The following is a 23,426-nucleotide window of genomic DNA, read 5'->3' as shown; positions in this document are numbered from 1 at the left end:
GTCACAAAATGGAGCGCAGAGGCTGTTGTTTCATGCTGGTGCAACGAGCGGTGCTACCAGTTGCAGACCGCTTTCGTCTTTCAGAGCCACACCGGTGATGTTGCGATTCAGCCCTTCGCGCGCCAGCCAGGCAATCTTGCTCGCTGCCTCCTCGAAGGACAGACCGGCCACCTGGATGTTCGACACGCAGTTGCGCGCAGCGTCCGTCAGACCCGGCTGCGGTGCGAAGGTCAGGTAGGCACCGAGACTCTGCGGCGCCGAGAGACCCGGACGTTCGCCGATCAGCATGATCGTCATCCGCGCCCTCAATAACGCACCGATCTCGTCGCCAAGCGCGACTCGGGCCCCGCCGGCAACCACGACAGCGCCGATCCCGACCCCCGCCAATTTGGGCATTAAGGCACCCAGCAGGCCAAGCGCGTGCGCATTGACCGCAGCCGGAGACAGGCCGTCCGCAATCACGATCACCAGATCGCACGCGGCGCTGTCGCGACCTTTAAGCATCTCCTGTGACTCGCGAGACAGTCGGCGGCCGAGATCGGGGCGCTTGAGATAGTCGGCCCGATCCGCGACCTGGCTCGTCACCACCAGCGCGCTCGTCCCCAGCCCGGCCAGTGCGGCCGCGATGGCTTCGGCCTCGAAGGGCGCATGGACCGCGTCACGTGCGCGGGCATGGTCGAGCGTGAAATCAAGCAGGGCCCGCGTGGTCAGGCTGGCTCCGGCCCGGCCGAGCCCGACACGCGCCGGCGTCAACGCCCGCAGCTCCGCGAGGGAGCGCTGCGGCACCGGCGGCGTCACGTCATTCCGATCTGTCATGACGCCAGCCTATCGCTCATTCGGCCGGAACGGCAGCGTCCTGCAGCTTCAACGAATAATAGGACGCGTTGGTCTGACCACCGGACGCATCGCGGGCAAAGTTGATCAGGTGGTGCGCCACCATGATCCCGCTGATGAGATATTCGATCTCGCCACGGGCCAGCCGACGGAGCGCGAATTTCCAGAACGCCCGCTTGTAATCACCAAGCACGCCGACCTTCCAGAAGATGTTGCGCAGCATGACCAAACCGAGACGAATGCTCTTCCAGGTCAGCATGGCGCCGATCGGCGGCTTGATCCGGTTGGGATAGGTGTGGCGGATCTGGTATTCGAAACGCTCGAGCAGTTTTTCTGGCACATAGGCACTGCCCATGGCGCGCCGCCAGCTTTTCACGACGTCCTCATACGGCAACAGGAAGTCGACGTTGGAATCGCGGCCCTCGTCCTCGTTCAGGCGTCCTTCCTTCTTCAACCTGTCCCAAAGCGGCGTCTGCGGCAGCGCCTGCAGCAGGTTGATGGTCAGAAGCGGAATCTGCGACGTTTCCACGAACTCGAGCAAATGCTGGCCGGTCTCGGGCTTGTCGGTATCGAGGCCGAGGATGATGCCGGACACGACTTCCATGCCAAAGCTGTTCAGCGTCTCGATCGCCTCCATGATGGGGACCATCATGTTGTGATCCTTCTTCATCGCCTTGAGGGCGACGGGATCGGGCGTCTCGATGCCGCAGAAGATCGTGCCGAACCAGGCTTCGCGCATCAGCGAAAGGATTTCCGGCCGCTTGGCGATGTTCAGCGTCGCCTCGCAGGACAGGCGCAAGACAAAACCAGTCCTCTTCTGCCATTCGACGAGATGCGGCAGCAGATCGAGTGCGGCCTTGCGGTTGCCGATGAAGTTGTCATCGACGAAATACACTGAGCCCATGATGCCGCATTCGAGCAGCTTGTCGAGTTCGGCGGTGATCTGCTCCGGCGACTTCAGGCGCGGATTGCGACCATAGAGGCCGGGGATATCGCAGAATTCGCACTGATACGGGCAGCCCGAGGAATACTGGATGCTGCCCAGGAAGTAGCGCGGAATATCGGCCAGTTCATAGGCCGGAATCGGAAACCTGGTCATGTCCAGACGGTCGGTGGTCTTCAGCACGACCTGCTGGTCCGGCCGCGACGTATCCTTTTCCAGGATATCGATCAGTTGATCGGTGGCATCACCGAGTTCGCCGATATGGAGATAGTCGAAAGCCGGGTAGTAGTCCGGACAGGAGGATACCGAGGGTCCACCGATCGCCACCGGAAGATCGTAGGAATGCGCGCGGTAGCAGATGTCGTTCATCTGCGTGCGCTGGATGTGCATGCCTGACACCAGCACAGCTTCAGCCCACAGGAAATCATTGGGCGTGGCGGCGCGGATGTTCTCGTCGATGAAACGGACTTCCCAGTTCTCGGGCATGTAGGCGGCAATCAGCAGCAAGCCCTGGGGAGGCATGAAGGCCTGAACGCCGTCGGTCAGAGGATATGAATATTCAAACGTGCCAAATGAAGACGTGTATCGCGGAAAGACGCACAGGATGCGCCGGACCGTCTGCCTGCCCTCAGCTCTCATCAAAATTCCTCTGTGAATGCATCAGCAGTCCCCATAAGCGCTGAACCTTCAATAACGTCGCCGAGATAAAACCGTTCCACTCCTGCCGAATACTTTGAGCGATCTAATCACGGCGTCCGAATCTGGGCCAGAATTTCTTCAAGATTGTGGCGGGCGGTGACAAGGTCGTGACCAGCTCCGCACAAGTGCGCACAAAGCGCCAAGCCTTATGACGGTTTATTGACGTCAGGCGATCAGACGCGCGGCCAGATCGGGCAGCAGGCCTTCCTGATCGCGGATGCGAAGGTCCGCTCCGGAGAGCCCGACCCGTTGCAGCCAGTCGTCGAACTCCGGTGCGCGTTTGAGCCCAAACAGGTCGCGGATATAGAGCGCATCGTGAAATGACGTCGACTGGTAGTTCAGCATCACGTCGTCAGCGCCGGGGACACCCATCACGAAAGTCACACCGGCCGCGGCCAGCAGCGTCAGCAGATTGTCCATGTCGTCCTGATCGGCTTCGGCATGGTTGGTGTAACAGACGTCGACGCCCAGCGGCAGGCCAAGCAGCTTGCCACAGAAATGATCCTCCAGCCCGGCACGGATGATCTCCTTGCCGTCATACAAATATTCCGGCCCAATGAAGCCGACGACGCTGTTCACCAGCAATGGGTCGAACGCCCGCGCAACTGCATAGGCCCGTGCCTCCAAAGTCTGCTGATCGACGCCGTGATGGGCGTTGGCCGACAGAGCCGAGCCCTGCCCGGTCTCGAAATACATGACGTTCTGGCCGAGCGTGCCACGTTTCAGCGAAAGCCCGGCGGCATGAGCTTCCTTCAGGATCGCCAGATCGATGCCAAAGCTCTTGTTGGCGGCCTCGGTCCCGGCGATCGACTGAAACACCAAATCGACCGGGGCACCCTGATTGATGAGATCAAGACTAGTCGTCACATGGGTGAGCACGCAACTCTGGGTCGGAATATCCAGCCTGGTGATGACATCGTCGAGCAGCCGCACCAGCCCGCCCAGCACTGCAGGATCGTCGCTTGCCGGATTGATGCCGATGCAGGCATCGCCGGAGCCGAGCATCAGCCCGTCGAGAATGGATGCCGTGATGCCCCTGATATCGTCGAACGGGTGGTTCGGCTGCAACCGCACGCTCATGCACCCGCGCAACCCGATCGTATTGCGAAAGCGCGTGATCACCTCGCACTTCCTGGCCACCAGGATCAGGTCCTGATTGCGCATCAGTTTCGAGACCGCGGCGGCCATTTCGGGGGTGATGCCCCGGGCGACGGTCTGAAGGACTTGCGGCGTGGCCGCGTCTGACAGCAGCCAATCACGAAAGCCGCCGACGGTCAGCGACGAGATCGTGGAGAATGCGGCGGCATCATGCGTATCGACGATAAGACGCGTGACCTCATCGTCCTCGTAAGGCACCACCATTTCCTGCAGGAACTGTTTGAGCGGCACATCCGCGAGCGCCATCCGCGCGGCGATCATCTGCTCGGCGGTCTCGGCTGCAATCCCGGCCAACCTGTCGCCGGAGCGCGGCGGCGTTGCCTTGGCCATGAGGTCGCGCAGATCCGCGAAGACATGCGTATGGTCACCGATGGCGTGGCGATAGATCATGGCCGGATTGTTGGATATTCGCCGGAGGCTGTCTAGACGTGCCGCCCCGCGGCAACGCCGGAAGACCACGCCCACTGGAAGTTGAAGCCGCCGAGATGGCCGGTGACATCGATGACTTCGCCGATGAAATATAGCCCCGGCACTGATGTCGCTTCGAACGTTTTTGATGACAGTTCTGTGGTGTCCACACCGCCAAGCGTTACCTCGGCCGTGCGATAGCCCTCGGTGCCATTCGGCCGTACGCGCCATTCCTTCACTGCAGCGGCTACCGATGCCAGAAGCTTGTCCGAAAAATCCGCCAGCCGCGGCGGGCCGACGATATTGTCGGCGATCATCTGGGCCAGTCGTTTCGGCAAGATATCGCCGAGCACGGTCGCCAGTTCCTGCCGCGGTCGTTCGCGGCGTGCCTCCTTCAAGGCGACGAGCACATCGCGCGTCGGTGCCATGTCGATGACGACATCGAGCCCGTCGCGCCAATAGGACGAAATCTGCAAGATCGCCGGCCCGCTGAGACCGCGATGGGTGAACAGCAGCGCCTCGTCGAATTTGGTCTTGCCGACGCTGACGACGGCATCGACGGCAACGCCTGCGAGATCCTTGAATTGCGCGAGCGCTGCAACATCGAAGGTCAACGGCACCAATGCGGCCCGCGGCGCGATCATCTTCAGCCCGAACTGCTGCGCCAGCTTGTAGCCGAAGGCACTGGCGCCCATTTTAGGGATCGAGGGCCCGCCGGTCGCGACGACCAGCGACTGACTGCGATATTCGCCCTGATCCGTAGCGACGACAAAACCACTCTCGTTCTTCGTCACACCGAGAATGCCCACGCCGAGCCGCATCTGCGCATCGCCGCGGCGGTTTTCGTCCAGCAGCATGTCGATGACCTGCTGGGACGAACCATCGCAGAACAATTGCCCGCGAGTCTTCTCGTGATAGGCGATGCGATATTTTTCGACCAGCGCGATGAAGTCCTGCTGGGTGAAGCCGTTCAGTGCGGATTTGCAGAATTGCGGGTTCTGCGACAGGAAATTCGCTGGCGTCGTATGCAGGTTGGTGAAATTGCAGCGCCCACCGCCGGAGATGCGGATCTTCTCGCCCGGCGCCCTCGCCTGCTCAAGCAGCATCACCGAACGACCGCGTTGCCCCGCAATACCGGCGCACATCAGGCCGGCCGCACCGGCACCGAGAATGACGACGTCGGCCGTGTTATGCGCGCGACGAACGATGGTCATTCCAGCAGCAGCACGTCAACGGCGACAGCGAGCTTCTGCTTGCGCGCCCCAACGATCACACCATCGACCGGCGACACGTCGGAGAAGTCCCGGCCGATCGCCAGCACGATATGATCGTTCTCGACCAAAATGTCGTTGGTCGGATCGAAGCCAATCCAGCCGAGCTCCTCGCCACACCAGACCGACACCCAGGCATGGGTCGCGTCGGCGCCCTGCAGACGTTCCTTGCCCGGCGGTGGAATGGTGCGCAGATAGCCGCTGACATAGGCGGCAGGCAGGCCGAGGCCGCGCATGCCCGCAATCATGATATGCGCAAAATCCTGACAGACACCGTGGCGCTTATCCAGCACCTCCTGCAACGGCGTCGAAATCACCGTGGCCTTCGGATCGTATTTGAACTCGGTGCGAATGCGATGCATCAGATCGACGGCCCCGGCGAGAATGCCGCGGCCTTCGGTAAAGCTCACCGCCGCATAGTCCGTGACGGCATCGATGATCGGCACCAGCGGACTGGCGAAGACATAACCAATCGGCGAGGCACCGCTGAGGTCGCTGGAATCGAACGCCGCCTCGCGGACGCTTTCCCAGGCAGGGCTGTCATCGCCGCGCCCCGGCGCGAAGCGCTCGACATAGACCCGCGACCGGCTATCGATCCGCAGCATCTTGTGCGGGGTTTCGATCAACACGCTTTCCGTCGGCGTGCCAAAGAAATCCGTCCGCATGGCGCGGGCCGCCGGCAGCGGTTTGATATCGACGCTGTGCGAGACCAGTTGCTGACCGGCGCTGCTGTTGGGCTGCAGCCGCAGCGAGCAGCGCGCATAGCTCACCGGGCTTTCATAACTATAGGTCGTGACATGGCGGATTTCGTAGATCACGCCAGCCCCGTCAGCTTTTCCGGGCGCGATGCGCTGGCGCCATGCGGGAAGTAATGCAGGCCGATCGAATCCGCGAGCGTCAGCAGATCCTGCTCCAGCGCAAACAGTGACTTGGTATGAATCTCGGATGCCTCGCCGGTGACGAGCGACGAGCGCAGCGCCACCGCCAGCCGCTGCGGCCGTTCCATCAGGCCGTTCTCCTTCAGCGTCGGCAGGCTGGCGATGTGATCGTTCAGTGCCGAGACCTGGAATGCCACCGAGCGCGGGTTATAGGGATCGAGCACCACGAGATCGCGCACCGGCGCGAGTAGTGGGCCAACGAGATAACGCGAGCGATAGGTGATCTGGCAATCCACCAGCGTCAGCAGGATGTCGAGATCGTCGCTCGTCGCCTCGTCGGACGCGAATTGCCGCGCAAAGCGCGTGGTGTTGATGGCGCGTTCGGCACGGCGCCCCATTTCGAGGAAACGCCAGCCGGCGGCACGGTTCATGTTTTCCTGAGCGAGACCAGCGAAGCTCGCCAGTTCCTGCAAGGTCAGCTCGGCCGCACTGACGACGTCATCGTCATCTTCGACCTCATGCGCAAGCCGCTCGGCCATTTCGGTGATGACCTGCCAGGCGTCGGGGGACAGCCGTTCGCGCAGCGAGGTTGCGGTCCGCAATGCGGAGCGCACCAGCGATAGCGCTGAGCCAAACTGCTCTTCGCTCTGCAAGGCTTGCGCGGCGACCTTCGCCGGCTGCGAACGTGATGTCAGCGATGTCGCGCCCCAGGTCATCAGCATGCGCTGGATGCGCTCAATCGATTGCTGCCCAGTGGCGCCGCCCTTGCCGGGATCGCGCTGCGGCACGCTGAGTGCACGGATCAGACGCAGTGTGGATTCGGCGCGCTCGAGATAGCGCCCGAGCCAGAACAGATTGTCGGCGGCCCGGCTCGGCACCCAGCCGGCAATGCGGCGAATACGAACATTGTCGACGGCCGGCAGCAGCGTCGATGCAGCAACGGCCTTGTCGGCCACCACCCAGACGTCGGCTGCGCGCGCGCCGGCGCCCATAGAGACTGCGCGGGCATCCGGTTGATCCGCAATACGGCAGAAGCCACCCGGCATAATGGTCCAGCCGTCCGGTGTCGCCGCCGCGAAGACGCGCAGCACGAACGGACGCGGCGCGAGCCGGCCATTGTCCCAGACCGGCGTGGTCGACAGCTGCACCAGCTCCTGCCCGACATAATCGACGCCGCGATTGGCAATCGCTGCCTTCAGGCGCTCGCGCTCGCTTGGCGAGAGCTGCGACGGCAGCACCGGCGAGTAGCCAGGGAAACCGGGCACCGCTCCGCCATGGGCGCCTTCGATGGCAAAGTCGTCGAGCCGCGCCAGCACTTCCTCGCGCGCCGATTTCTGGCCGCACCACCAGGTGGCGATATGCGGCATCTTGAGTGGTTCGCCGAGCAGCTTCCGGCTCAGGCTTGGCAGGAAGCCCAGCAGTGCGCGCGCTTCCATCACGCCGGAGCCGGGCATGTTGGCGACGACGACGCCATTCTTTCTGACAACGTCGATCAGCCCGGGCACACCGAGCTGCGACGAGGCATCCAGCTCCAGCGGATCGAGCGAATTGGCATCCACGCGGCGCAGCAGCACATCAAGGCGCTTCAAGCCGGCCACAGTGCGGATGTGCACGCGGTCGCCGGAGACTGCGAGGTCATCGCCTTCCACCAGCAGGAAACCGAGATAGCGCGCCAATGTCGCATGTTCGAAATAGGTCTCGCTGAACGGCCCCGGTGACAACAGGCCGACCCGCGGTTCGTCACGATCGGCCGACGCGCGCAGACTGTCGCGGAAGGCTTCGAAGAACGGCGCGACGCGCTCGACATTCATCGATTTGTAGAGGTCGGTGAAGGCGCGCGACAACACCAGCCGGTTTTCCAGCGCATAGCCCATGCCGGACGGCGCTTGCGTGCGATCGCCGAGCACCCACCAGCGGCCATCGGGACCGCGGCCGAGATCAGCCGCATAGACGTTGAGATAGCGTCCACCCGGCGGTTTCACGCCGCGCATCGCACGCAGATATTCCGAACTGCCGGCAATCGCCGCCGCCGGGATCGCGCCGGACGCGACGAGGCTGGCATCGCCATAGAGATCGCCGAGAATCTTCTCCAGCAACTCGGCGCGCTGGGTCATTGCCGCTGAAATCTGCAGCCATTCGGATTCGTCGATCAGGAGCGGCACATGGCTGAGTGGCCAGATCCGGTCGGCGATTTCGCCGGGCGCGCGGTAGGTGACGCCGGCTTCCCGGAGATGACGGTCGGCGGAACCGAAGCGGCGCTCGATCTCGACGGGCGCCATGGCGCCGAAGGCCTCGAAGAACCGCGTCCAGACCTCCCGCGGCGTGCCGTCCTGGGCGATGAATTCGTCGGGAATCCCGGGCAGCCGCTCGTAGTCGCGGGTCCATTGCGCGACTTTACGATGTCCCGGACGGGGCTTTTTCCCCTGACCGGCCTGTCCCGTCATTCCGACTCTCCAGCCCAAACTGCCTGCATTCTCAATGCAGGAGAGGCGTTCGCAAGTCGAGGGTCAATGGGAATTCAAGTGTGCGTTCTGCCCTTGGCGGAGCGATTTCGCCGGGCGTGTGGCCGATCTCCTCGAACCGGGCCAGCCGCCGGGCCTCCGCCTCATAGGCATTGACCGGTTTTGTCTCGTAATTGCGGCCGCCGGGATGCGCCACATGATAGACGCAGCCGCCGAGCGACCGCCGATTCCAGCTGTCATAAATGTCGAAAACCAGCGGCGCATGGACCGGGATCGTCGGATGCAGGCCGGAGGCCGGCTGCCAGGCCTTGAAACGGACGCCGGCGACTACCTCGCCGGCCCGGCCGGTGTCGGTCATCGGCAGCGCCCGGCCGTTGCAGGTAATGACGTGCCGGCCCGGCGTGAAGCCATTGGCCTTGAGCTGTAACCGCTCTACCGAGGAATCCACATAACGGACGGTGCCACCGGCAGACCCCTCCTCGCCCAGCACGTGCCACGGCTCCAGCGCCTGCCGGACTTCCAGCGTCACGCCGCCATAGGTGACATGGCCGAAGACGGGGAAGCGGAATTCGAGCTGCGCCTCGAACCACTCCTTGGAGAATTCATAGCCGGAGCGGCCGAGTTCGGTGAGTACGTCCTGGAAATCCTCCCACAGGAAATGCGGCAGCATGAAGCGATCATGCAGCGCCGTCCCCCAGCGCACGAATTTGCCGTCCTGCGGCTCGCGCCACATTTTTGCGATCAGCGCGCGGATCAGCAGCTGCTGCGCCAGCGACATGCGCGGATCGGGCGGCATCTCCAGCGCACGGAATTCGACGAGGCCGAGACGACCCGTCGTGCCATCGGGCGAATAGAGCTTGTCGATGCAGATCTCAGCGCGATGGGTGTTGCCGGTGATATCGACGAGGATGTGCCGGAACAGCCGATCCACCAGCCACAGCGGCGCCTTCTCGCCGGGCGGCGGCACCTGCGCCAGCGCGATCTCCAATTCGTAGAGACCATCATGCCGTGCTTCGTCGATGCGCGGTGCCTGACTGGTCGGACCGATGAACATGCCGGAGAACAGATAGGACAGCGATGGATGGCGCTGCCAATACAGCACGAGGCTCTTCAGGAGATCCGGCCGGCGCAGGAAGGGCGAGTCCGCCGGCGAGCTGCCGCCGACCACCACGTGATTGCCACCACCGGTGCCGGTGTGACGACCATCGAGCAGAAACTTGTTGGCGCCGAGCCGCGTCTTCGCGGCCTCCTCATAGAGAAATGTCGTGGTATCGACGGCCTCGCGCCAGCTCGAGGCGGGATGGATGTTGATCTCCAGCACGCCGGGATCGGGCGTCACCTTGATGACCTCGACGCGCGGATCGAACGGCGGCGGATAGCCTTCGACATGAACCTGCATCTGCAGTTCTTCGGCCGTCGCCTCCAGCGCCGTCACCAGTTCGAGATAATCCTCAAACTTCTCGACCGGCGGCATGAAGGCACAGAGAATGCCGTCGCGAATTTCAATCGACATCGCCGTGCGTACGCCGCCGGAACGAATCTGCTGCTCCTGAACGTATTGCGCGGCAGGCTGGTTTTCCGCAGACGCGATTTCGTCGAACACCGGCATGTCGCCGCGCGGCTCCAGCGGATCCTGCTCGACGATGAACGGATATTCCTCTTCGGTGAGGTGCGGCAGCGACGACAATGGCAGGCGCAGGCCCATCGGTGAATCGCCGGGTGTCAGGAACAGGTTGCCGCGGCGCAGCTTCCACCGCTCGGACCGCCAGCGTCTGTCGGCGGCCGCCTCCGTATTCCAGCGCTGGATCGGCAGCACGAACCCTTTCGGCCTGTCGAGTCCATGTTCGAAGACCCGCGCCATGCGCGCGCGTTCCTCCGGATCGGGCAATTTGGAGTCGCCGGGCACGACATTGTTCGGCAGGTTCGATTCCTTCTGCTCCCAATAGACGGGATCCTCGAAGGCCGGGATGACATAGTCCTTCGGCAGGCCAAGCCGCCGCGCCGTGCCTTCGGCAAAACGCTCGGCGCCGCCAATATCGGCGCTGCGCGGACCTTCGATCCGTGAGATCAGTGCGTCGTTCTTCCAGATCGGCACGCCGTCCTTGCGCCAGTACAGGCCGAACGCCCAGCGCGGCAGGCTCTCGCCGGGATACCATTTGCCCTGCCCGTAATGCATCAGGCCACCCGGCGCGAAGCGCGTCCGCAACCGGCGGATCAGATCGTCGCCGAGGCCGCGTTTGGTCGGACCGACGGCAGCCGTATTCCACTCCGGCGATTCCATATCGTCGACGGACACGAATGTCGGCTCGCCGCCCATGGTGAGACGCACGTCATGGGCTTTGAGATCGGCATCGACCTTCTCGCCGAGTGCATCGAGCCTGGCCCAGGATTCATCCGAGAACGGTTTGGTGATCCGCGGCGCCTCGCGAATGCGTTTGACGCCCATCGCGAACGCGAACTCGACTTCGGCAAAGCCGGCCATGCCGGAGATCGGCGCCGCCGACCGGAAATGCGGCGTCGCCGCCACGGGGACATGCCCCTCGCCTGTCAGCATGCCCGACGTCGCATCGAAGCCGACCCAGCCGGCGCCGGGAATATAGACTTCGGCCCAGGCGTGCAGATCCGTGAAGTCGGCTTCGACTTCGGGCGGCCCTTCGATCGGATCGATGTCCGGGCGCAACTGGATCAGATAGCCGGAGACAAAACGTGCAGCGAGACCGAGATGGCGCAGCGTCTCGATCAGGAGCCACGCAGAGTCGCGGCATGAGCCCGCGCCGGACAGCAGCGTCTCTTCGGGAGACTGCACGCCGGGCTCCATGCGGATGATGTAGTTGACCTTCTCGCGCAGGCGCGCATTGAGATCGACGAGGAAGTTCACCGTGTTCGGCGCTTCCTTCGCGATCTCCGCCATATAGGCCGTGAAGCGCGGCCCTGGCTCGGTCGTCGCCATGTAAGGCGCGAGTTCGCTCTTCAGATCGTCGGTATAGGCGAAGGGAAATGTCTCGGCATAGGGCTCGACGAAGAAGTCGAACGGATTGATCACCGTCATTTCGGCGGTGAAGTCGACCTCGATCTTCAATTCGTTGGCCGGTTCCGGGAAGACGAAGCGCGCCAGCCAGTTGCCCTGCGGATCCTGCTGCCAGTTCACGAAATGATTGGTCGGCGTGACCTTGAGCGAATAGCTCAGGATTGGCGTGCGCGCATGCGGCGCCGGTCGCAGCCGGATGGTCTGCGGCCCCAGCGTAATCGGCCGATCATATTTGTAATGGGTGACGTGGTTCAGTGCGACGAAGATCGACACAGTGGCGCAACTCCAGCAGCTTTTTTAAGCAGAACACCGGAGGTGCCAGGGATCAAGCTCTAACAACGGGCACGATGTGCCTCGATTGGGGGCGCTTCACCTAACTCTGCCCTCATGGTGAGGAGCGCGCCGCTTGGCGCGCGTCTCGAACCATGAATCGGAGTGCTGGGCCATCCTTCGAGACGCGGCGCAAGTGCGCCGCTCCTCAGGATGAGGACGGAGCAGCGGTCACCCTCACATCGTCGCGCCGAGCACCCAGGGCGCGAACTCCGCGCCGCCGAAATCGAAGCTTTCGCTCTTGGTCGGCGCGCCGGAGGCGGTCTTGAGCATCAGCTCAAAGATGCGCTGGCCGCATTCCTGCACTGTCTCGTCGCCATCGAGGATGGTTCCGCAATTGATGTCCATGTCCTCTTCCATGCGCTTGAACATCGGCGTGTTGGTGGCGAGCTTGATGGACGGCGCCGGCTTGCAGCCGAACACGCTGCCGCGGCCGGTGGTGAAGCAGACGAGATTGGCGCCGCCGGCGACCTGCCCTGTCGCCGCAACGGGGTCGTAGCCGGGCGTGTCCATGAACACAAAACCCTTCTTGGTGATCGTCTCGGCATAGTTCAGCACATCGACGAGATTGGTCGAGCCGGCCTTGGCCATCGCGCCCAGAGATTTTTCGAGAATGGTGGTGAGGCCGCCGGCCTTGTTGCCGGGGCTCGGATTGGCGTTCATCTCGGCGCCCTCGCGTTCGCAATAGGCGTCCCACCAGCGCATCAGCCCGACCAGTTTCTCGCCGACCTCGCGCGACACCGCGCGGCGCGTCAGCAGATGTTCGGCGCCATAGGTCTCCGGCGTTTCCGACAGCACCACGGTGCCACCGTGACGCACGAGCAGATCGCTCGCGGCGCCGAGCGCGGGATTGGCGGATATTCCGGAGTAGCCATCGGAGCCGCCGCATTGCAGGGCCACCGTCAACTCGCTGGCAGAGACTTCCTCGCGCGTGACGTTGTTGGCATCGGCCAGCACTTCATTGACGAAGGCTACGCCGGCCTCGGTGGTCTTGCGGGTGCCGCCGATCTCCTGGATCTGCATCTCGCGCAAGCGCCCGGCGAGCTTCTGCTCCTGCATCAAGCCGCCGATCTGGTTGATCTCGCAACCGAGGCCGAGCACGACCACGTGGGAGAAGTTCACGTGCCGCGCGTAGCCGCCGAGAGTTCGTCGCAGCAGCGTCAGCGGTTCGTCCTGCGTCATGCCGCAGCCGGTCTTGTGGGTGAGCGCGACGACGCCATCGACATTGGGATAGTCGGCGAGCGGATTGTGGCCGGTGAAGGGATTCTTCTTGAATACATCGGCGACCATGCTGGCGACATGGGCGCTGCAATTCACTGACGTCAGGATGCCGATATAGTTGCGCGTGGCGACGCGGCCATCGCTGCGCCTGAGACCCATGAAACTCGCCGGCAGATCGAAATTCGGCGTCGGCTTGACGTCCACGCCATAGGCATAGTCGCGATCGAAATCGCCCATGCCCATGTTCTGCGTATGGACATGCTGGCCGGGCGCGATCGGCTGCGTGGCAAAGCCGATGATCTGCCCGTAGCGGCGGATTTCCTCGCCGGTGGCGATAGGCCGGATCGCGACCTTATGGCCCGCGGGGATGCGCTCCGACGTCACGACGCCTGTCGTCACCTCGATACCGGGCAGCAGCGTGGTACGCGCGATCAATACGGCGTCGTTGTCATGCAGACGAATGACGGGAGATGGAATCATCGGGATTTCCTCGCGCGCGTTTTGTGGTCTGGCAGACCTCTTGTTTGGAATGACTCTAGCTGAAAGAAGTAGGCGGCGTCAGCCCTGCTTTGGCTCATGATGACGCCGATCAGACATGCGTCATCGCCCCCATTGTTTGCGGCGCGGGGGCGCCGTCGTCCTTTGCATTCCCTGCCCCCTGTGAGAGGGCGTGCGGAACGCCGGGTGCCCGTTGCACCCTTGGGCCTGATGCGAATGCGGTCTTCCGCAATTTAGAGTGCATCAGGACTTTCGGAGGCGCCGAGCAAGTGCCCGACGTTCCGCCTGCGGTGTTTTTTCGGTTGCTTGCACATCTGCCATGGCGAACGGTCCCATCACCAAAATTAATGTCCCAGGGCGGAGGGACAGGGTAGCCGCAAAGCACTTGGCCGAACGCGTTTCGATTTGGTCGTCCGTCACACTGTCCAGGGCTCTGTCCATCCCAAGGTCGGCCGTCTCCTTGCCAGTGGCAGTGCTGGCGCAGATCCGTCCTGCCCGAAGACAGACGTTCCCCCATGAACCGCGTGACGCCGCATCTCCGGCGTCCACCGCATCCCACCCCGCGAACGTGACGATCGCGATCGCCCCTCTCGGTGGGGCAGGACATATCGGAATATAATCCGTGGCGGGATATTGTCAATCAGAGATAGGAAAAAATGTTTAGGGCCGTCTTAGCGCCCCACACTGTCATTCCGGGGCGCGGGCGCGCCTTCGCGCACGCGAACCCGGAATCCCGACCTGCTTTGCGCTGAACACTCTGAGATTCCGGGCTCAGTCCGGCCCGCTTCGCGGTCCGTCCTGCCCCGGAATGACAGTGGGGGCAACGCCCCCGGAATGACGAGCATGGCTCCAGGTTCGCGCGCGGCTTGCACCGCGAACACGTCGGAATGACGCATAATTACTGCGGCTGCGGCCCCAGGCTCGCGGCGAGTTCGGCCCAGACCGGTGCCTCTTCCTTGTAGAGCGCCTGGCTCGCTTCCAGTGTCATCGGGCCCTCGTCGATACCCTGGCTCTTGAGGAGTTCACGCACGCGATCGCTCTTGCCGGCGCCAACGAACAGCGCGGACAGTTTTGCGACCACCTCCGGCGGCGTCTTCGCCGGAGCCACACATCCCTGAAAGGTCAAAAGGCTGTGCGCGCGTGAGGTTGCGCCCTGTTCGAGGAATGTGCCGACGTCGGGAAGATCCTTGATGCGGCGGCGCGACACCGCGACAGCGCGGGCCTTGCCGGTTTGCAGCACCGGCAGCGCCGCAGCGTAGCTGCCGATGCCGGCATCGATCGACCCACCGGCGAGATCCTGCCACATCGGCGCCTCACCGCGATAATGCACCGCCTCCATCTTCAGCCCATACTGCTTGTTGAGCTCGACGATAACCATATGCGCGAAGGAGCCGGACGCATATGTGCCAACATTCACCTTCTCGGCCTTGCGCGCATAGTCGATGAAGTCCTTGAGCGTCTTCGCGCCGACCTTTTCGCTCACCATCAGCGGCAGGCTTCCGCCCGGCATCACCGCGACCCAGGCGAAGTCCTGCGGGACACTGTACTTGATGTCCTTGATGAGGACGGGATTGAGCATGTAGGCGGTGGTGTTGCAGATCATCAGCGTGTGGCCGTCGGGATCGGAGCGTTTCAGCTCCATCGCTGCAACGGCGCCGCCGGCACCGGCCTTGTTCTCGACCACCACGGTCTGCCCGAGTTCACGCGACAGATACTCGCCATAAACGCGCGAGAACTGATCGGTCTGGCCGCCGGCCGCGGAGCCCGCGAGAATCTTGATCGGCTTGGTTGGCCAGCTATTGGCGCGGACGAGTGACGGCGCACTCAACAATGCAGCAGCGCCTGCGCCCGCGGTGACGAATTGGCGTCGGTTGAGCAGACGCAAGTTGTTTCGCACGATCATTCTCCCGATTTGATCTTATCTCTGCGGATAAGTGTATCGAGTATGACCGGCTTCGCCCGCGAAGGCAAAGCAGGGTGACACGCACAGGCGTTCGGAGAACACATCCGGCAACGCCGCCTCGGGCGTGCATGCCATCAGCCGGAATATTGCCCGGCCGTCAGCGGCGCGTCATGGCTTCGGCGGAAAATGCGTTCGCCAATGCTGCGCGACATCGATGCCACGGCAGAACCATACGTCATCATACGCGCGCATGTGTTCGAGCATCTTGATGAGCCCGCCAACACGGCCAGGACGGCCGATCAAACGGTCATGCAGACCGATGGACAGCAGTTTCGGCGCGCCGGCGACGCCTTCCGCGTAGAGAACATCGAACGCGTCGCGCATGTAAGTGAAGAACTGCTCGCCGGTCGCGAAGCCGGAATTCTCGTTGAAGCGATTGTCGTTGGCTTCATAGGAATACGGCACGACGAGAAACGGGCCGTGCTCGGTCTTCACCCAGTAGGGCAGCTCATCGGCGAGCGAGTCGCGGTCATAGAGAAAGCCGCCCTCCTCCGCGAGCAGGCGCCGCGTGTTCGGACCGGGACGTCCGGTCATCCAGCCGAGTGGGCGGCTACCGGTCAGCTCAGTGAGTATCTCGATCGCCTTGCGGATATGCGCACGCTCGGTCGCTTCATCCACATGGCAATAATCGATCCAGCGATAGCCGTGGCTGACCATCTCATGGCCACGCGCAACGCAGGCCCTCGCCAGCTCCGGATTCTGCTCCATCGCCCGCGCGACACCGAGAATACTGACCGGCACCTTGAAGCGATCGAGCACATCGAGCACGCGCCAGGCGCCGCGACGGCTGCCATATTCGAACACGGACTCCACCAGCGGAACGCGAACGCCCTCTTTCGTCGGCACGCCGATGTCGTTCAGCATGCCTTCGGAGACTGCATCGCCATTCACCAGCGTGGACTCGCCGCCACCTTCGATATTCAGGCTGATGCTGACCGCGATCTTCGCGCCGTTCGGCCAGCGCGGATCGGGTGACGTGGCGCCGTAACCGACGAGATCGCGCGCCTGCATCGGTTCAGGACGGATGTCGCCGGGCTTCATCGCTGCAAATTCGGACATAGGGCCTCCGGAATGGCTCGGTCGAGCGGCACGGTGCAGGCATCATAACCGAAGAACCAGTCGGTCTCGGTCGGGCCATGCATCCACGAATTGGCGATGGAAATCTGCTGGATGTCGGCGACGCGCGGGATGCGGATCATCGTGTAATGTGCGAAGGCCGTGGCGGGATCACCGAATTCGGCGATGCAGCGGCCGAGGATCGCGGCGTCCTCGATGGCCGCCGAGCCGCCAGCCGCCATGAACGGACGCACCGCATGGCAGGCATCGCCCATCAGCACCACGCGGCCCTTGTGCCAGGTGTCGTTGCGGGGCCGGTCGAAGATCGGCCACACGGTGACGTCTTCGGCTGCCTCCACTGCGCGTTTCAGATCGGGATGCGCATCGTCGAAAGCGGCGATGAATTCGTCGCGGTCGCCCTTCACCGGTGAACCGTCGCCATCCCAGCGCGCCATCGGCAGCGCGGCCATCACATAGACCTCGTTGCGGTCGGGCGTCATGTAATAAGCGAGCGTATGCCGGTCGGGCGCCCACCACTTGGTGCAGTCGTCGATGGGGTCACCCTTGATGCGGCTGGCGGGAAACACCGCGCGCGGTGCAGAACGCCCGATGAAGCGTGGCTCTTCCGCGCCAAGGATGAGTTCGCGGGTGATGGAGCGAATGCCATCAGCACCGATGGCGATATCGGCTTCCGCGCTTGTGCCGTTCTCGAAGCGCAAGGTGAGCGCGTCGCCGCACTCCTCGATGCCGGTGAGCTTGTGGCCGAAACGGATGGTGCCGGGCGCGAGCGGCCGCTGCAGCAACTGATGCAGATCGGCGCGATGGATATTGACAAAGGGGCCGCCGAAACGCGCTTCGCATTCCGCATCGAAATCGAGCCTGTAGAGCTGCTCGCCCGTATCCCATGCGCGGCTGAGAAACGCATCGGGGCGAATGCCGGTGGCGGCAAAGGCGTCTTCGAGATCGAGCCGGCGCAGCACTTTCGAAACGTTGGCGCCGAGAATGATGCCGGCGCCGATGCGCGAAAAACTCGGCGACTGCTCATAGACCGCGACCGAGAAGCCGGCGCGCTGCAGCAGCCCCGCCACCGTCAATCCGGCGAGACCCGCGCCGAGAACGGCGATCCGTGTTCCGCGATCCATCTCTCACCTCGTTCCAGCGGCGCCACAGCGTCCGGGCTGCATATCATTCGACAGCGAATGATTTCGCTTAGAACGGGCTGCTCGCAGCTGTCAAGCAACGGCGTGAGCCGCCTCAGAAACGAGCCATATGCGCGGATATTACGCGGAATTTCGTTTATCTCGATGAGTTTTTAGGCAGCGTCGCCGTTGATCTTCCTCAAATCCGCCCTTAGCATTTATTCGATTGCGAACGAATTTGGATGCGCCGCTTGCGCACCGAAAGCCGGCCTCCTCCTCACCTGTCACTGAAGGTCAGACCATGAAATTCCGCGCTCGCCTCACCGCCGTCCTGCTCGCGACCCTGGCTACGGCCGGCGTCTCCAGCGCGCAGGCTGCCGAGATCAATTTCATCACCGATTTCGGCTTCAACGGCCGCCACGCTTATTTCTACGTTGCCCGCGAGAAGGGCTACTACAAGGCCGAGGGCTTCGACGTGACCTTCGTGCGCGGCCAGGGCTCGGCCGACGCCATCAAGAAGGTTGCTGCCGGCGTCGCCACCTTCGGCTTCGCCGATGCCGGTTCGCTGGTGCTGGCGCGCGGCAATGACGGCGTGCCGGTGAAGCTGGTCTCCGTGGTCTATGCGAAGCCGCCGCAGGCAATCTTCGCCATCAAGGGCAGCGGCATTAATTCGCCGAAAGACCTCGAAGGCAAGACCGTCGCCGACACCGCATCAAGCTCGGTGCGCCTGCTATTCCCGGCTTTCGCGAAGGCCGCCGGCATCGACGCCAGCAAGGTGAAGTGGGTGGTTGCCGAAGGCTCAGCGCTGCCGTCGCTGCTCGCCAACGGCCGCGCGGATGCGATCTGCCAGTTCTCGGTCGGCGAGCCGCTGATTGCAGCAGCCGTGGCGCCGAAGGAAGTCACCCGCATCAACTACGCCGACTCCAATCTCGATTATTACGGCAATGGCCTGATCGCCTCCGAGGAGATGATCGCAAAGAGCCCGGATCAGGTGAAGGCCTTCGTCCGCGCCACCATCAAGGGCATGAAGGACGCCTTCGCCAATCCGGCGGAAGCCGCCACCATCATGGCGAAGTATCAGAAGGAGCTCGCTCCCGCCGTGATCGAAGGCGAGACCAGGCTGGTGAAGGAACTCGCCGAGGTGAAGGGATCGCTCGGCCATATCGAGCCGAAGAGCATCGCCAGCACCGTCGATGTGATGTCGGCCAACTTCACGCTGAAGAATCCCGTGAAGCCGGAAGACCTGTTCGCGCCGGGCTTCATCGACTGATGACGGCGATCTCCGCACACAATGATGCGCCGTCGCGGACTGCCGCGGCAGTGGTTCCTGCGATCGATCTCAAGGGCGTCACCAAGACCTATCCGGGCCGCGACGGCAAGGCCACGCATGCGCTGGGACCGGTCGATCTACGCATCGATCCCGGCAGCTTCGTCTCGGTGGTCGGCCCGTCAGGCTGCGGCAAGTCCACGCTGCTGCGCCTCGTTGCCGGGCTGGAAATGCCGGACACCGGCACCATGCAGCGCTATGGCACGCCGCTCGACGGCCCATCGCATGAAGTGGGCATCGTGTTTCAGGAGCACGTGCTGTTTCCATGGACCAGCGTGCTCGACAACGTCTTGCTTCCCGCCGACGTGCTGGCGCTGCCGAAAGCCGCCGCGCGCGAGCGCGCGCTGAAGCTGCTCGAACTCACCGGCCTGAAGGATTTCGCCCATCAGCGTCCGCAGGCACTGTCCGGCGGCATGAAGCAGCGCGCCGCCTTCTGCCGCGCCATGATCTCCGATCCGCGCCTGCTACTCCTCGACGAACCCTTTGGCGCGCTCGACGCGCTCACCCGCGAGGAATTGTCGCTCGAACTCTCGCGCCTCTGGCAGGAGCTGGGCCGCGCCGCGCTGCTGATCACCCACGATATCGAGGAGGCGATCCTGCTCGGTGACCGGGTGTTGATCATGTCGGAACGCCCCGGCACCATCCGGGCCGACATCACCATCGATCTGCCGCGTCCGCGCGATGCCGACACCGTGAAGCTGCCGCGCTTCCAGGAGATCAAGAACCAGATCCGCGACATCATCTTCAACCGGACGGGTGGCTGATCATGTCCTTCTCGCGCTTCATCGACCGCGCCGCGACGCCGCTGATCTATCTGGCCCTGCTGATCGGCTGGGAGTTGATCGCTGACGCCCTGAAGATTCCGACATGGATCCTGCCGGCGCCCTCCGAGATCTACACATCCGCCGTAAAGTGGGCGCCGGAGCTGGCCTCGAACACCATCGTGACATTGCGCGAGACCGTGCTCGGCTTCGTGTTGGCGATCGCGCTGTCGCTGCCGCTGGCGATCCTGATCAGCCTCAATCCATTGGCGCGCCGGATCATCTATCCGATCCTGCTCGGCCTGCAGTCGGTGCCGAAGGTCGCCGTGGCACCGCTGATCATCCTGTGGTTCGGCCTCTCCGAATGGCCGAAGATCCTGGTCGTGGTGCTGGTCTGCTTCTTCCCGATCCTCGTCAACATGGTCGCCGGCTTCGAGGCTGCGCCAAAGACCATGCTCGACCTGATGCGCTCGCTCGGCGCCTCGCCGCATATGGTGTTCCGCCGGCTGCGCGTTCCCGTGGCGCTGCCGCACTTCTTCACCGGCTGCAAGGTGGCGGTGACCTTCGCCGTGATCGGCGCCGTGATCAGCGAATTCGTCGCGGCGCAGGACGGGCTCGGCTATCTGATCCTGACCTCCACCGCGCAATCGCAGACGCCGCTCGCTTTCGCCGCCATCGCGCTGCTCACCGTGTTGAGTATTGCGCTGTTTCACGGCATCGAGTTTATCGAACGACGTGTGATCGACTGGACGCCGTGACGCCATGACTGACGAGACATCTGGATCGAAACCACCCTCGCGTCGTCCGACGCGCGCGCGCGCGGCAATGCGCGAACAGGTCGATGCCATTTTTGCGCAGTGGCAGACGGAGCGGCCGGATATCGACCCCAGCCCGGTGCACATCTACGGCCTGATCGGCCGGATTCAGATGCAATGCACAGCCCTCATCGACGAAGCGCTCGCGCCCTTTGAACTGACGCGCGGCACCTATGACGTGCTGACGGCGCTGCGCCGCGCTGGCGCGCCCTACAGCCTGTCGCCGAAGCAGATCGCCCAATCACTGCTGCTGTCAGGCGCAGGCCTGACCAGCCGGCTCAACAAGCTGGAAGCGCAGAACTACCTGGCGCGGCTACCAGAGCCGAATGACCGCCGCACGCTGCGTGTTCAGCTCACCTCCGCGGGCGAGACCGTCATCAACGAAGCGATTCCGCGGGTGTTCGACGTGCAGCGGGAGTTGCTGGCACCGCTCGGACTCGAAGGGCAGCAGTTGCTGATGCAGGAGCTGATGCGTTTTGCAGATGTGATCGACGGGCGGCAGAGCGAGATCAAGACAGACACGGCGCCGGTGGTGGAGTGATCCTTCCTTCTCCCCTTGTGGGAGAAGGTGGCACGGCCGAAGGCCGTGACGGATGAGGGGTCCGGCCGGGCTCGGAGCTTGTGGCTACCCCTCACCCGTCTCGCCGCTTCGCGGCGATCCACCCTCTCCCACAAGGGGGAGAGGGAAGAGAGCCTGTGGCTTACGCCTTGCCGCCCGAGCCCTTGCGGGTGTCGTTGACCCAGCTCTTCGCGCCGGTGGCGAGAATGCCGCTGTCGTTGAGCAGCGTCACCAGCTTGAAGCCCATGCCGATGTTTTTCGCAGCACCTGCGGGACCCGAGCAGTGGATGCCCGGATTGAGGCCGCGCTTGTCGCATTCCTTGATCAGCTTGTCGTAGATCTTGAGGATCTCCGGCTCTTCGCGGTCGAGCTTCGGCACCAGGCCGTAGGAGAAGCCGAGGTCGGACGGCCCGACATACACACCATCGATGCCCTCGACATCGAGAATGGCTTCCATGTTGTCGACCGCGGTTTTGGTTTCCAGCATCGGCAGGCAGATGATGTCGGCGTTGGCCGTCTTCTGGTAGTCGCCGGCGCCGCCATACATGCCCGAGCGGATCGGGCCGTTGCTGCGGGTACCGCGCGGCGGATACTTGCAATACTGCACGAAGTTCTCGGCTTCTTCCTTGGTGTTGACCATCGGACAGATCACGCCATAGGCGCCGCCATCGAGCACCTTGCCGATGATGCCGGGCTCGTTCCATGGCACGCGGACCATCGGCGTCACCGGATGCGCGCCCATCGCCTGGAAGCACTCCACCATCGACATATAGTCCTGCACGCCGTGCTGGATATCCACGGTGACGCTATCGAAACCGCATTGCGCCATCACCTCGGCCGAGAAGCCTGACGGGATCGCCAGCCAGCCGTTGACGGCGACCTTGCCCGCCTTCCAGATTTCCTTGACCTTGTTTGCCATCGTCGATGGTCCTTCTTTTGGTTGGTAGTGATGACTTGAGTGCAGAGAGTTGAGTTCGAGAAACTACGAGGTCGCCTTCTTCACGGCCTCTTCGCTGACGCCGACGTCACGTGCGGTCTGCACGATGGCAGCCCAGGTCTCGTCCGGCAATGGCACCCCATTGGCGGTGCGCTCGGCGCGAGTCTTCGCCTCGTTATCGCCGGGAATCAGAACGGCATCGACGCCGGCGGCCGGCTTGGCGCTCTTGAAGAAGTCGACATAACGCGCGACTTCGCCATCGAAGAAGTTCGCGGGGTCGATCACCTTCGGATCGATATAGATCGAGAACATGCCATTGGCGAATGGCCGATCATACTTGGTGGCACCGTTGCCGGTGAGCGCGCCGCCGAGCAGTTCGCAGATCAATGCGAGGCCCGAGCCCTTGTGATCGCCGAAAGCGCGGATGGCGCCGGTGCCCTTGGAGTGATCGCGCGGACCTTGCATCTCATGCGGGCCGTAAAGCAGCGCCGGATCTTCGCTCAGCGTGCCGTCGGGAGCAATCAGCGCGCCCTTCGGCAGCTTCTTGCCGCCGCGCGAGGCGACCAGCACCTTGCCTTCGGCAACCACCGAGGTCGCGAAATCGAGCACCACCGGCATCTGTCCGGGACGCGGAATGCCGACGCAATAAGGCGCGGTTGACAGACGGCGCTCGACGCCGCCGTAAGGCGCGACCAGCACGGAGCCAGCGGCCGTGACAAAATGGATCGAGACCAGGCCTTCGGCCGCCGCCATTTCGGCCCAATCGCCGATGCGGCCGATGTGACCGGAATTCTTGGTGGCGATGGCGGAGAGACCAGCCGCCTTGCACTTCTCGATGCCGAGCTTGACCGCCTGCGGGCCGACTGTCTGGCCATAGCCGAAGCGGCCATCGACGACGGCGAGCGATGGCGTATCGACAGGGATTTCGATGGTCTGGTTCGGGGTGATCATCCCGTTATTGCGCCAGCGGATATAGACGGGCACGCGGATGACGCCGTGGCTGTCATGGCCGGTGAGGTTCGCGGTGGTGAGATAGGTCGCGATGCGCCGGGCTTCTTCCGGAGAAGAGTCGGCATGGCTGAAAACGTCGGCAACGAAATCGATGAGCTTGTTGACTTGAACTGTAACCATGGCGGGAC

Annotated in this window: 17 protein-coding genes; 4 read left to right on the top strand and 13 right to left on the bottom strand. The window is 63.3% G+C overall.

Translation table 11 applies throughout. From position 1 onward, the window contains the following. Window positions 1-30: 30 nt before the first annotated feature. The 11 genes from eutC to LPB73_RS06195 form a co-directional block, all read right to left on the bottom strand. Window positions 31-816 carry an ethanolamine ammonia-lyase subunit EutC gene (gene eutC / locus LPB73_RS06245; protein ID WP_231079996.1) on the bottom strand — a complete coding sequence of 262 codons (786 nt, stop codon included), beginning with the start codon at window positions 814-816 and terminating at the stop codon, window positions 31-33. A gap of 16 nt (window positions 817-832) precedes the next feature. Then, complete coding sequence (locus LPB73_RS06240; RefSeq protein ID WP_231079995.1) at window positions 833-2,416, bottom strand: B12-binding domain-containing radical SAM protein; 1,584 nt, start codon at window positions 2,414-2,416, stop codon at window positions 833-835. A gap of 225 nt (window positions 2,417-2,641) precedes the next feature. Beyond that, window positions 2,642-4,024, bottom strand: coding sequence for an ethanolamine ammonia-lyase subunit EutB (locus LPB73_RS06235; protein ID WP_231079994.1), 1,383 nt, complete (start codon window positions 4,022-4,024; stop codon window positions 2,642-2,644). Between the two features lie 32 nt (window positions 4,025-4,056). Then, the gene (locus tag LPB73_RS06230; RefSeq protein WP_231079993.1) at window positions 4,057-5,256 is read right to left on the bottom strand and encodes an NAD(P)/FAD-dependent oxidoreductase; all 1,200 of its coding nucleotides are present in this window, start codon (window positions 5,254-5,256) and stop codon (window positions 4,057-4,059) included. Beyond that, complete coding sequence (locus LPB73_RS06225; RefSeq protein WP_231079992.1) at window positions 5,253-6,131, bottom strand: transglutaminase family protein; 879 nt, start codon at window positions 6,129-6,131, stop codon at window positions 5,253-5,255. The genes LPB73_RS06230 and LPB73_RS06225 overlap by 4 nt, the downstream gene beginning before the upstream one ends. Continuing rightward, window positions 6,128-8,635, bottom strand: a complete 2,508-nt coding sequence (locus LPB73_RS06220) for a circularly permuted type 2 ATP-grasp protein (RefSeq protein ID WP_231079991.1) — start codon at window positions 8,633-8,635, stop codon at window positions 6,128-6,130. The genes LPB73_RS06225 and LPB73_RS06220 overlap by 4 nt, the downstream gene beginning before the upstream one ends. Window positions 8,636-8,666: 31 nt before the next feature. Beyond that, entirely contained in the window at window positions 8,667-11,954 is a 3,288-nt protein-coding gene (locus LPB73_RS06215; protein WP_231079990.1) for a DUF2126 domain-containing protein, read from the bottom strand. 234 nt (window positions 11,955-12,188) lie between these two features. After that, window positions 12,189-13,712: a UxaA family hydrolase gene (locus LPB73_RS06210; RefSeq protein ID WP_231079989.1), complete on the bottom strand. Its 1,524-nt coding sequence runs from the start codon at window positions 13,710-13,712 to the stop codon at window positions 12,189-12,191. Between the two features lie 916 nt (window positions 13,713-14,628). Beyond that, complete coding sequence (locus LPB73_RS06205; RefSeq protein WP_231079988.1) at window positions 14,629-15,627, bottom strand: Bug family tripartite tricarboxylate transporter substrate binding protein; 999 nt, start codon at window positions 15,625-15,627, stop codon at window positions 14,629-14,631. A gap of 174 nt (window positions 15,628-15,801) precedes the next feature. Further along, on the bottom strand, window positions 15,802-16,752 hold the full coding sequence (locus tag LPB73_RS06200) for a polysaccharide deacetylase family protein (protein WP_231079987.1): 951 nt from the start codon (window positions 16,750-16,752) through the stop codon (window positions 15,802-15,804). Then, window positions 16,731-17,891 (bottom strand): FAD-dependent oxidoreductase, encoded by a 1,161-nt coding sequence (locus tag LPB73_RS06195; protein WP_231079986.1) that lies wholly within the window; start codon window positions 17,889-17,891, stop codon window positions 16,731-16,733. Before LPB73_RS06195 ends, LPB73_RS06200 begins: the two co-directional genes overlap by 22 nt. Window positions 17,892-18,189: 298 nt before the next feature. Here LPB73_RS06195 and LPB73_RS06190 point away from each other — a divergent pair, with 298 nt between their 5' ends. The 4 genes from LPB73_RS06190 (at window position 18,190) to LPB73_RS06175 (ending at window position 21,332) form a co-directional block, all read left to right on the top strand. Continuing rightward, window positions 18,190-19,158, top strand: coding sequence for an ABC transporter substrate-binding protein (locus tag LPB73_RS06190; protein WP_231079985.1), 969 nt, complete (start codon window positions 18,190-18,192; stop codon window positions 19,156-19,158). Then, window positions 19,158-19,979, top strand: a complete 822-nt coding sequence (locus LPB73_RS06185) for an ABC transporter ATP-binding protein (RefSeq protein WP_231079984.1) — start codon at window positions 19,158-19,160, stop codon at window positions 19,977-19,979. The genes LPB73_RS06190 and LPB73_RS06185 overlap by 1 nt, the downstream gene beginning before the upstream one ends. Before the next feature lie 2 nt (window positions 19,980-19,981). Beyond that, window positions 19,982-20,734 (top strand): ABC transporter permease, encoded by a 753-nt coding sequence (locus LPB73_RS06180; protein WP_231079983.1) that lies wholly within the window; start codon window positions 19,982-19,984, stop codon window positions 20,732-20,734. A gap of 67 nt (window positions 20,735-20,801) precedes the next feature. Next, window positions 20,802-21,332: a MarR family winged helix-turn-helix transcriptional regulator gene (locus tag LPB73_RS06175; RefSeq protein WP_231079982.1), complete on the top strand. Its 531-nt coding sequence runs from the start codon at window positions 20,802-20,804 to the stop codon at window positions 21,330-21,332. Window positions 21,333-21,492: 160 nt separating this feature from the next. On the opposite strand, the gene LPB73_RS06170 is transcribed toward LPB73_RS06175, so the two are convergent. Further along, on the bottom strand, window positions 21,493-22,269 hold the full coding sequence (locus tag LPB73_RS06170) for an HpcH/HpaI aldolase family protein (RefSeq protein ID WP_092146581.1): 777 nt from the start codon (window positions 22,267-22,269) through the stop codon (window positions 21,493-21,495). Window positions 22,270-22,332: 63 nt separating this feature from the next. Beyond that, window positions 22,333-23,418, bottom strand: a complete 1,086-nt coding sequence (locus tag LPB73_RS06165) for a malate/lactate/ureidoglycolate dehydrogenase (protein WP_231079981.1) — start codon at window positions 23,416-23,418, stop codon at window positions 22,333-22,335. Window positions 23,419-23,426 lie beyond the last annotated feature (8 nt).

The organism is Tardiphaga sp. 37S4, assembly GCF_021044645.1.
Classification (GTDB): Bacteria; Pseudomonadota; Alphaproteobacteria; order Rhizobiales; family Xanthobacteraceae; genus Tardiphaga; species Tardiphaga robiniae.
Note: the sequence above shows the minus strand (reverse complement) of the source record. Positions and strands in the feature narration are given on the sequence as shown.

Coding starts and splice junctions, on each gene's coding strand:
- LPB73_RS06195 (WP_231079986.1), bottom strand. CDS start 17,891: ATGGATCGCGGAACACGGATCGCCGTTCTCGGCGCGGGTCTCGCCGGA.
- LPB73_RS06175 (WP_231079982.1), top strand. CDS start 20,802: ATGCGCGAACAGGTCGATGCCATTTTTGCGCAGTGGCAGACGGAGCGG.
- LPB73_RS06190 (WP_231079985.1), top strand. CDS start 18,190: ATGAAATTCCGCGCTCGCCTCACCGCCGTCCTGCTCGCGACCCTGGCT.
- LPB73_RS06200 (WP_231079987.1), bottom strand. CDS start 16,752: ATGTCCGAATTTGCAGCGATGAAGCCCGGCGACATCCGTCCTGAACCG.
- eutC (WP_231079996.1), bottom strand. CDS start 816: ATGACAGATCGGAATGACGTGACGCCGCCGGTGCCGCAGCGCTCCCTC.
- LPB73_RS06170 (WP_092146581.1), bottom strand. CDS start 22,269: ATGGCAAACAAGGTCAAGGAAATCTGGAAGGCGGGCAAGGTCGCCGTC.
- LPB73_RS06165 (WP_231079981.1), bottom strand. CDS start 23,418: ATGGTTACAGTTCAAGTCAACAAGCTCATCGATTTCGTTGCCGACGTT.
- LPB73_RS06210 (WP_231079989.1), bottom strand. CDS start 13,712: ATGATTCCATCTCCCGTCATTCGTCTGCATGACAACGACGCCGTATTG.
- LPB73_RS06235 (WP_231079994.1), bottom strand. CDS start 4,024: ATGATCTATCGCCACGCCATCGGTGACCATACGCATGTCTTCGCGGAT.
- LPB73_RS06240 (WP_231079995.1), bottom strand. CDS start 2,416: ATGAGAGCTGAGGGCAGGCAGACGGTCCGGCGCATCCTGTGCGTCTTT.
- LPB73_RS06230 (WP_231079993.1), bottom strand. CDS start 5,256: ATGACCATCGTTCGTCGCGCGCATAACACGGCCGACGTCGTCATTCTC.
- LPB73_RS06185 (WP_231079984.1), top strand. CDS start 19,158: ATGACGGCGATCTCCGCACACAATGATGCGCCGTCGCGGACTGCCGCG.
- LPB73_RS06220 (WP_231079991.1), bottom strand. CDS start 8,635: ATGACGGGACAGGCCGGTCAGGGGAAAAAGCCCCGTCCGGGACATCGT.
- LPB73_RS06180 (WP_231079983.1), top strand. CDS start 19,982: ATGTCCTTCTCGCGCTTCATCGACCGCGCCGCGACGCCGCTGATCTAT.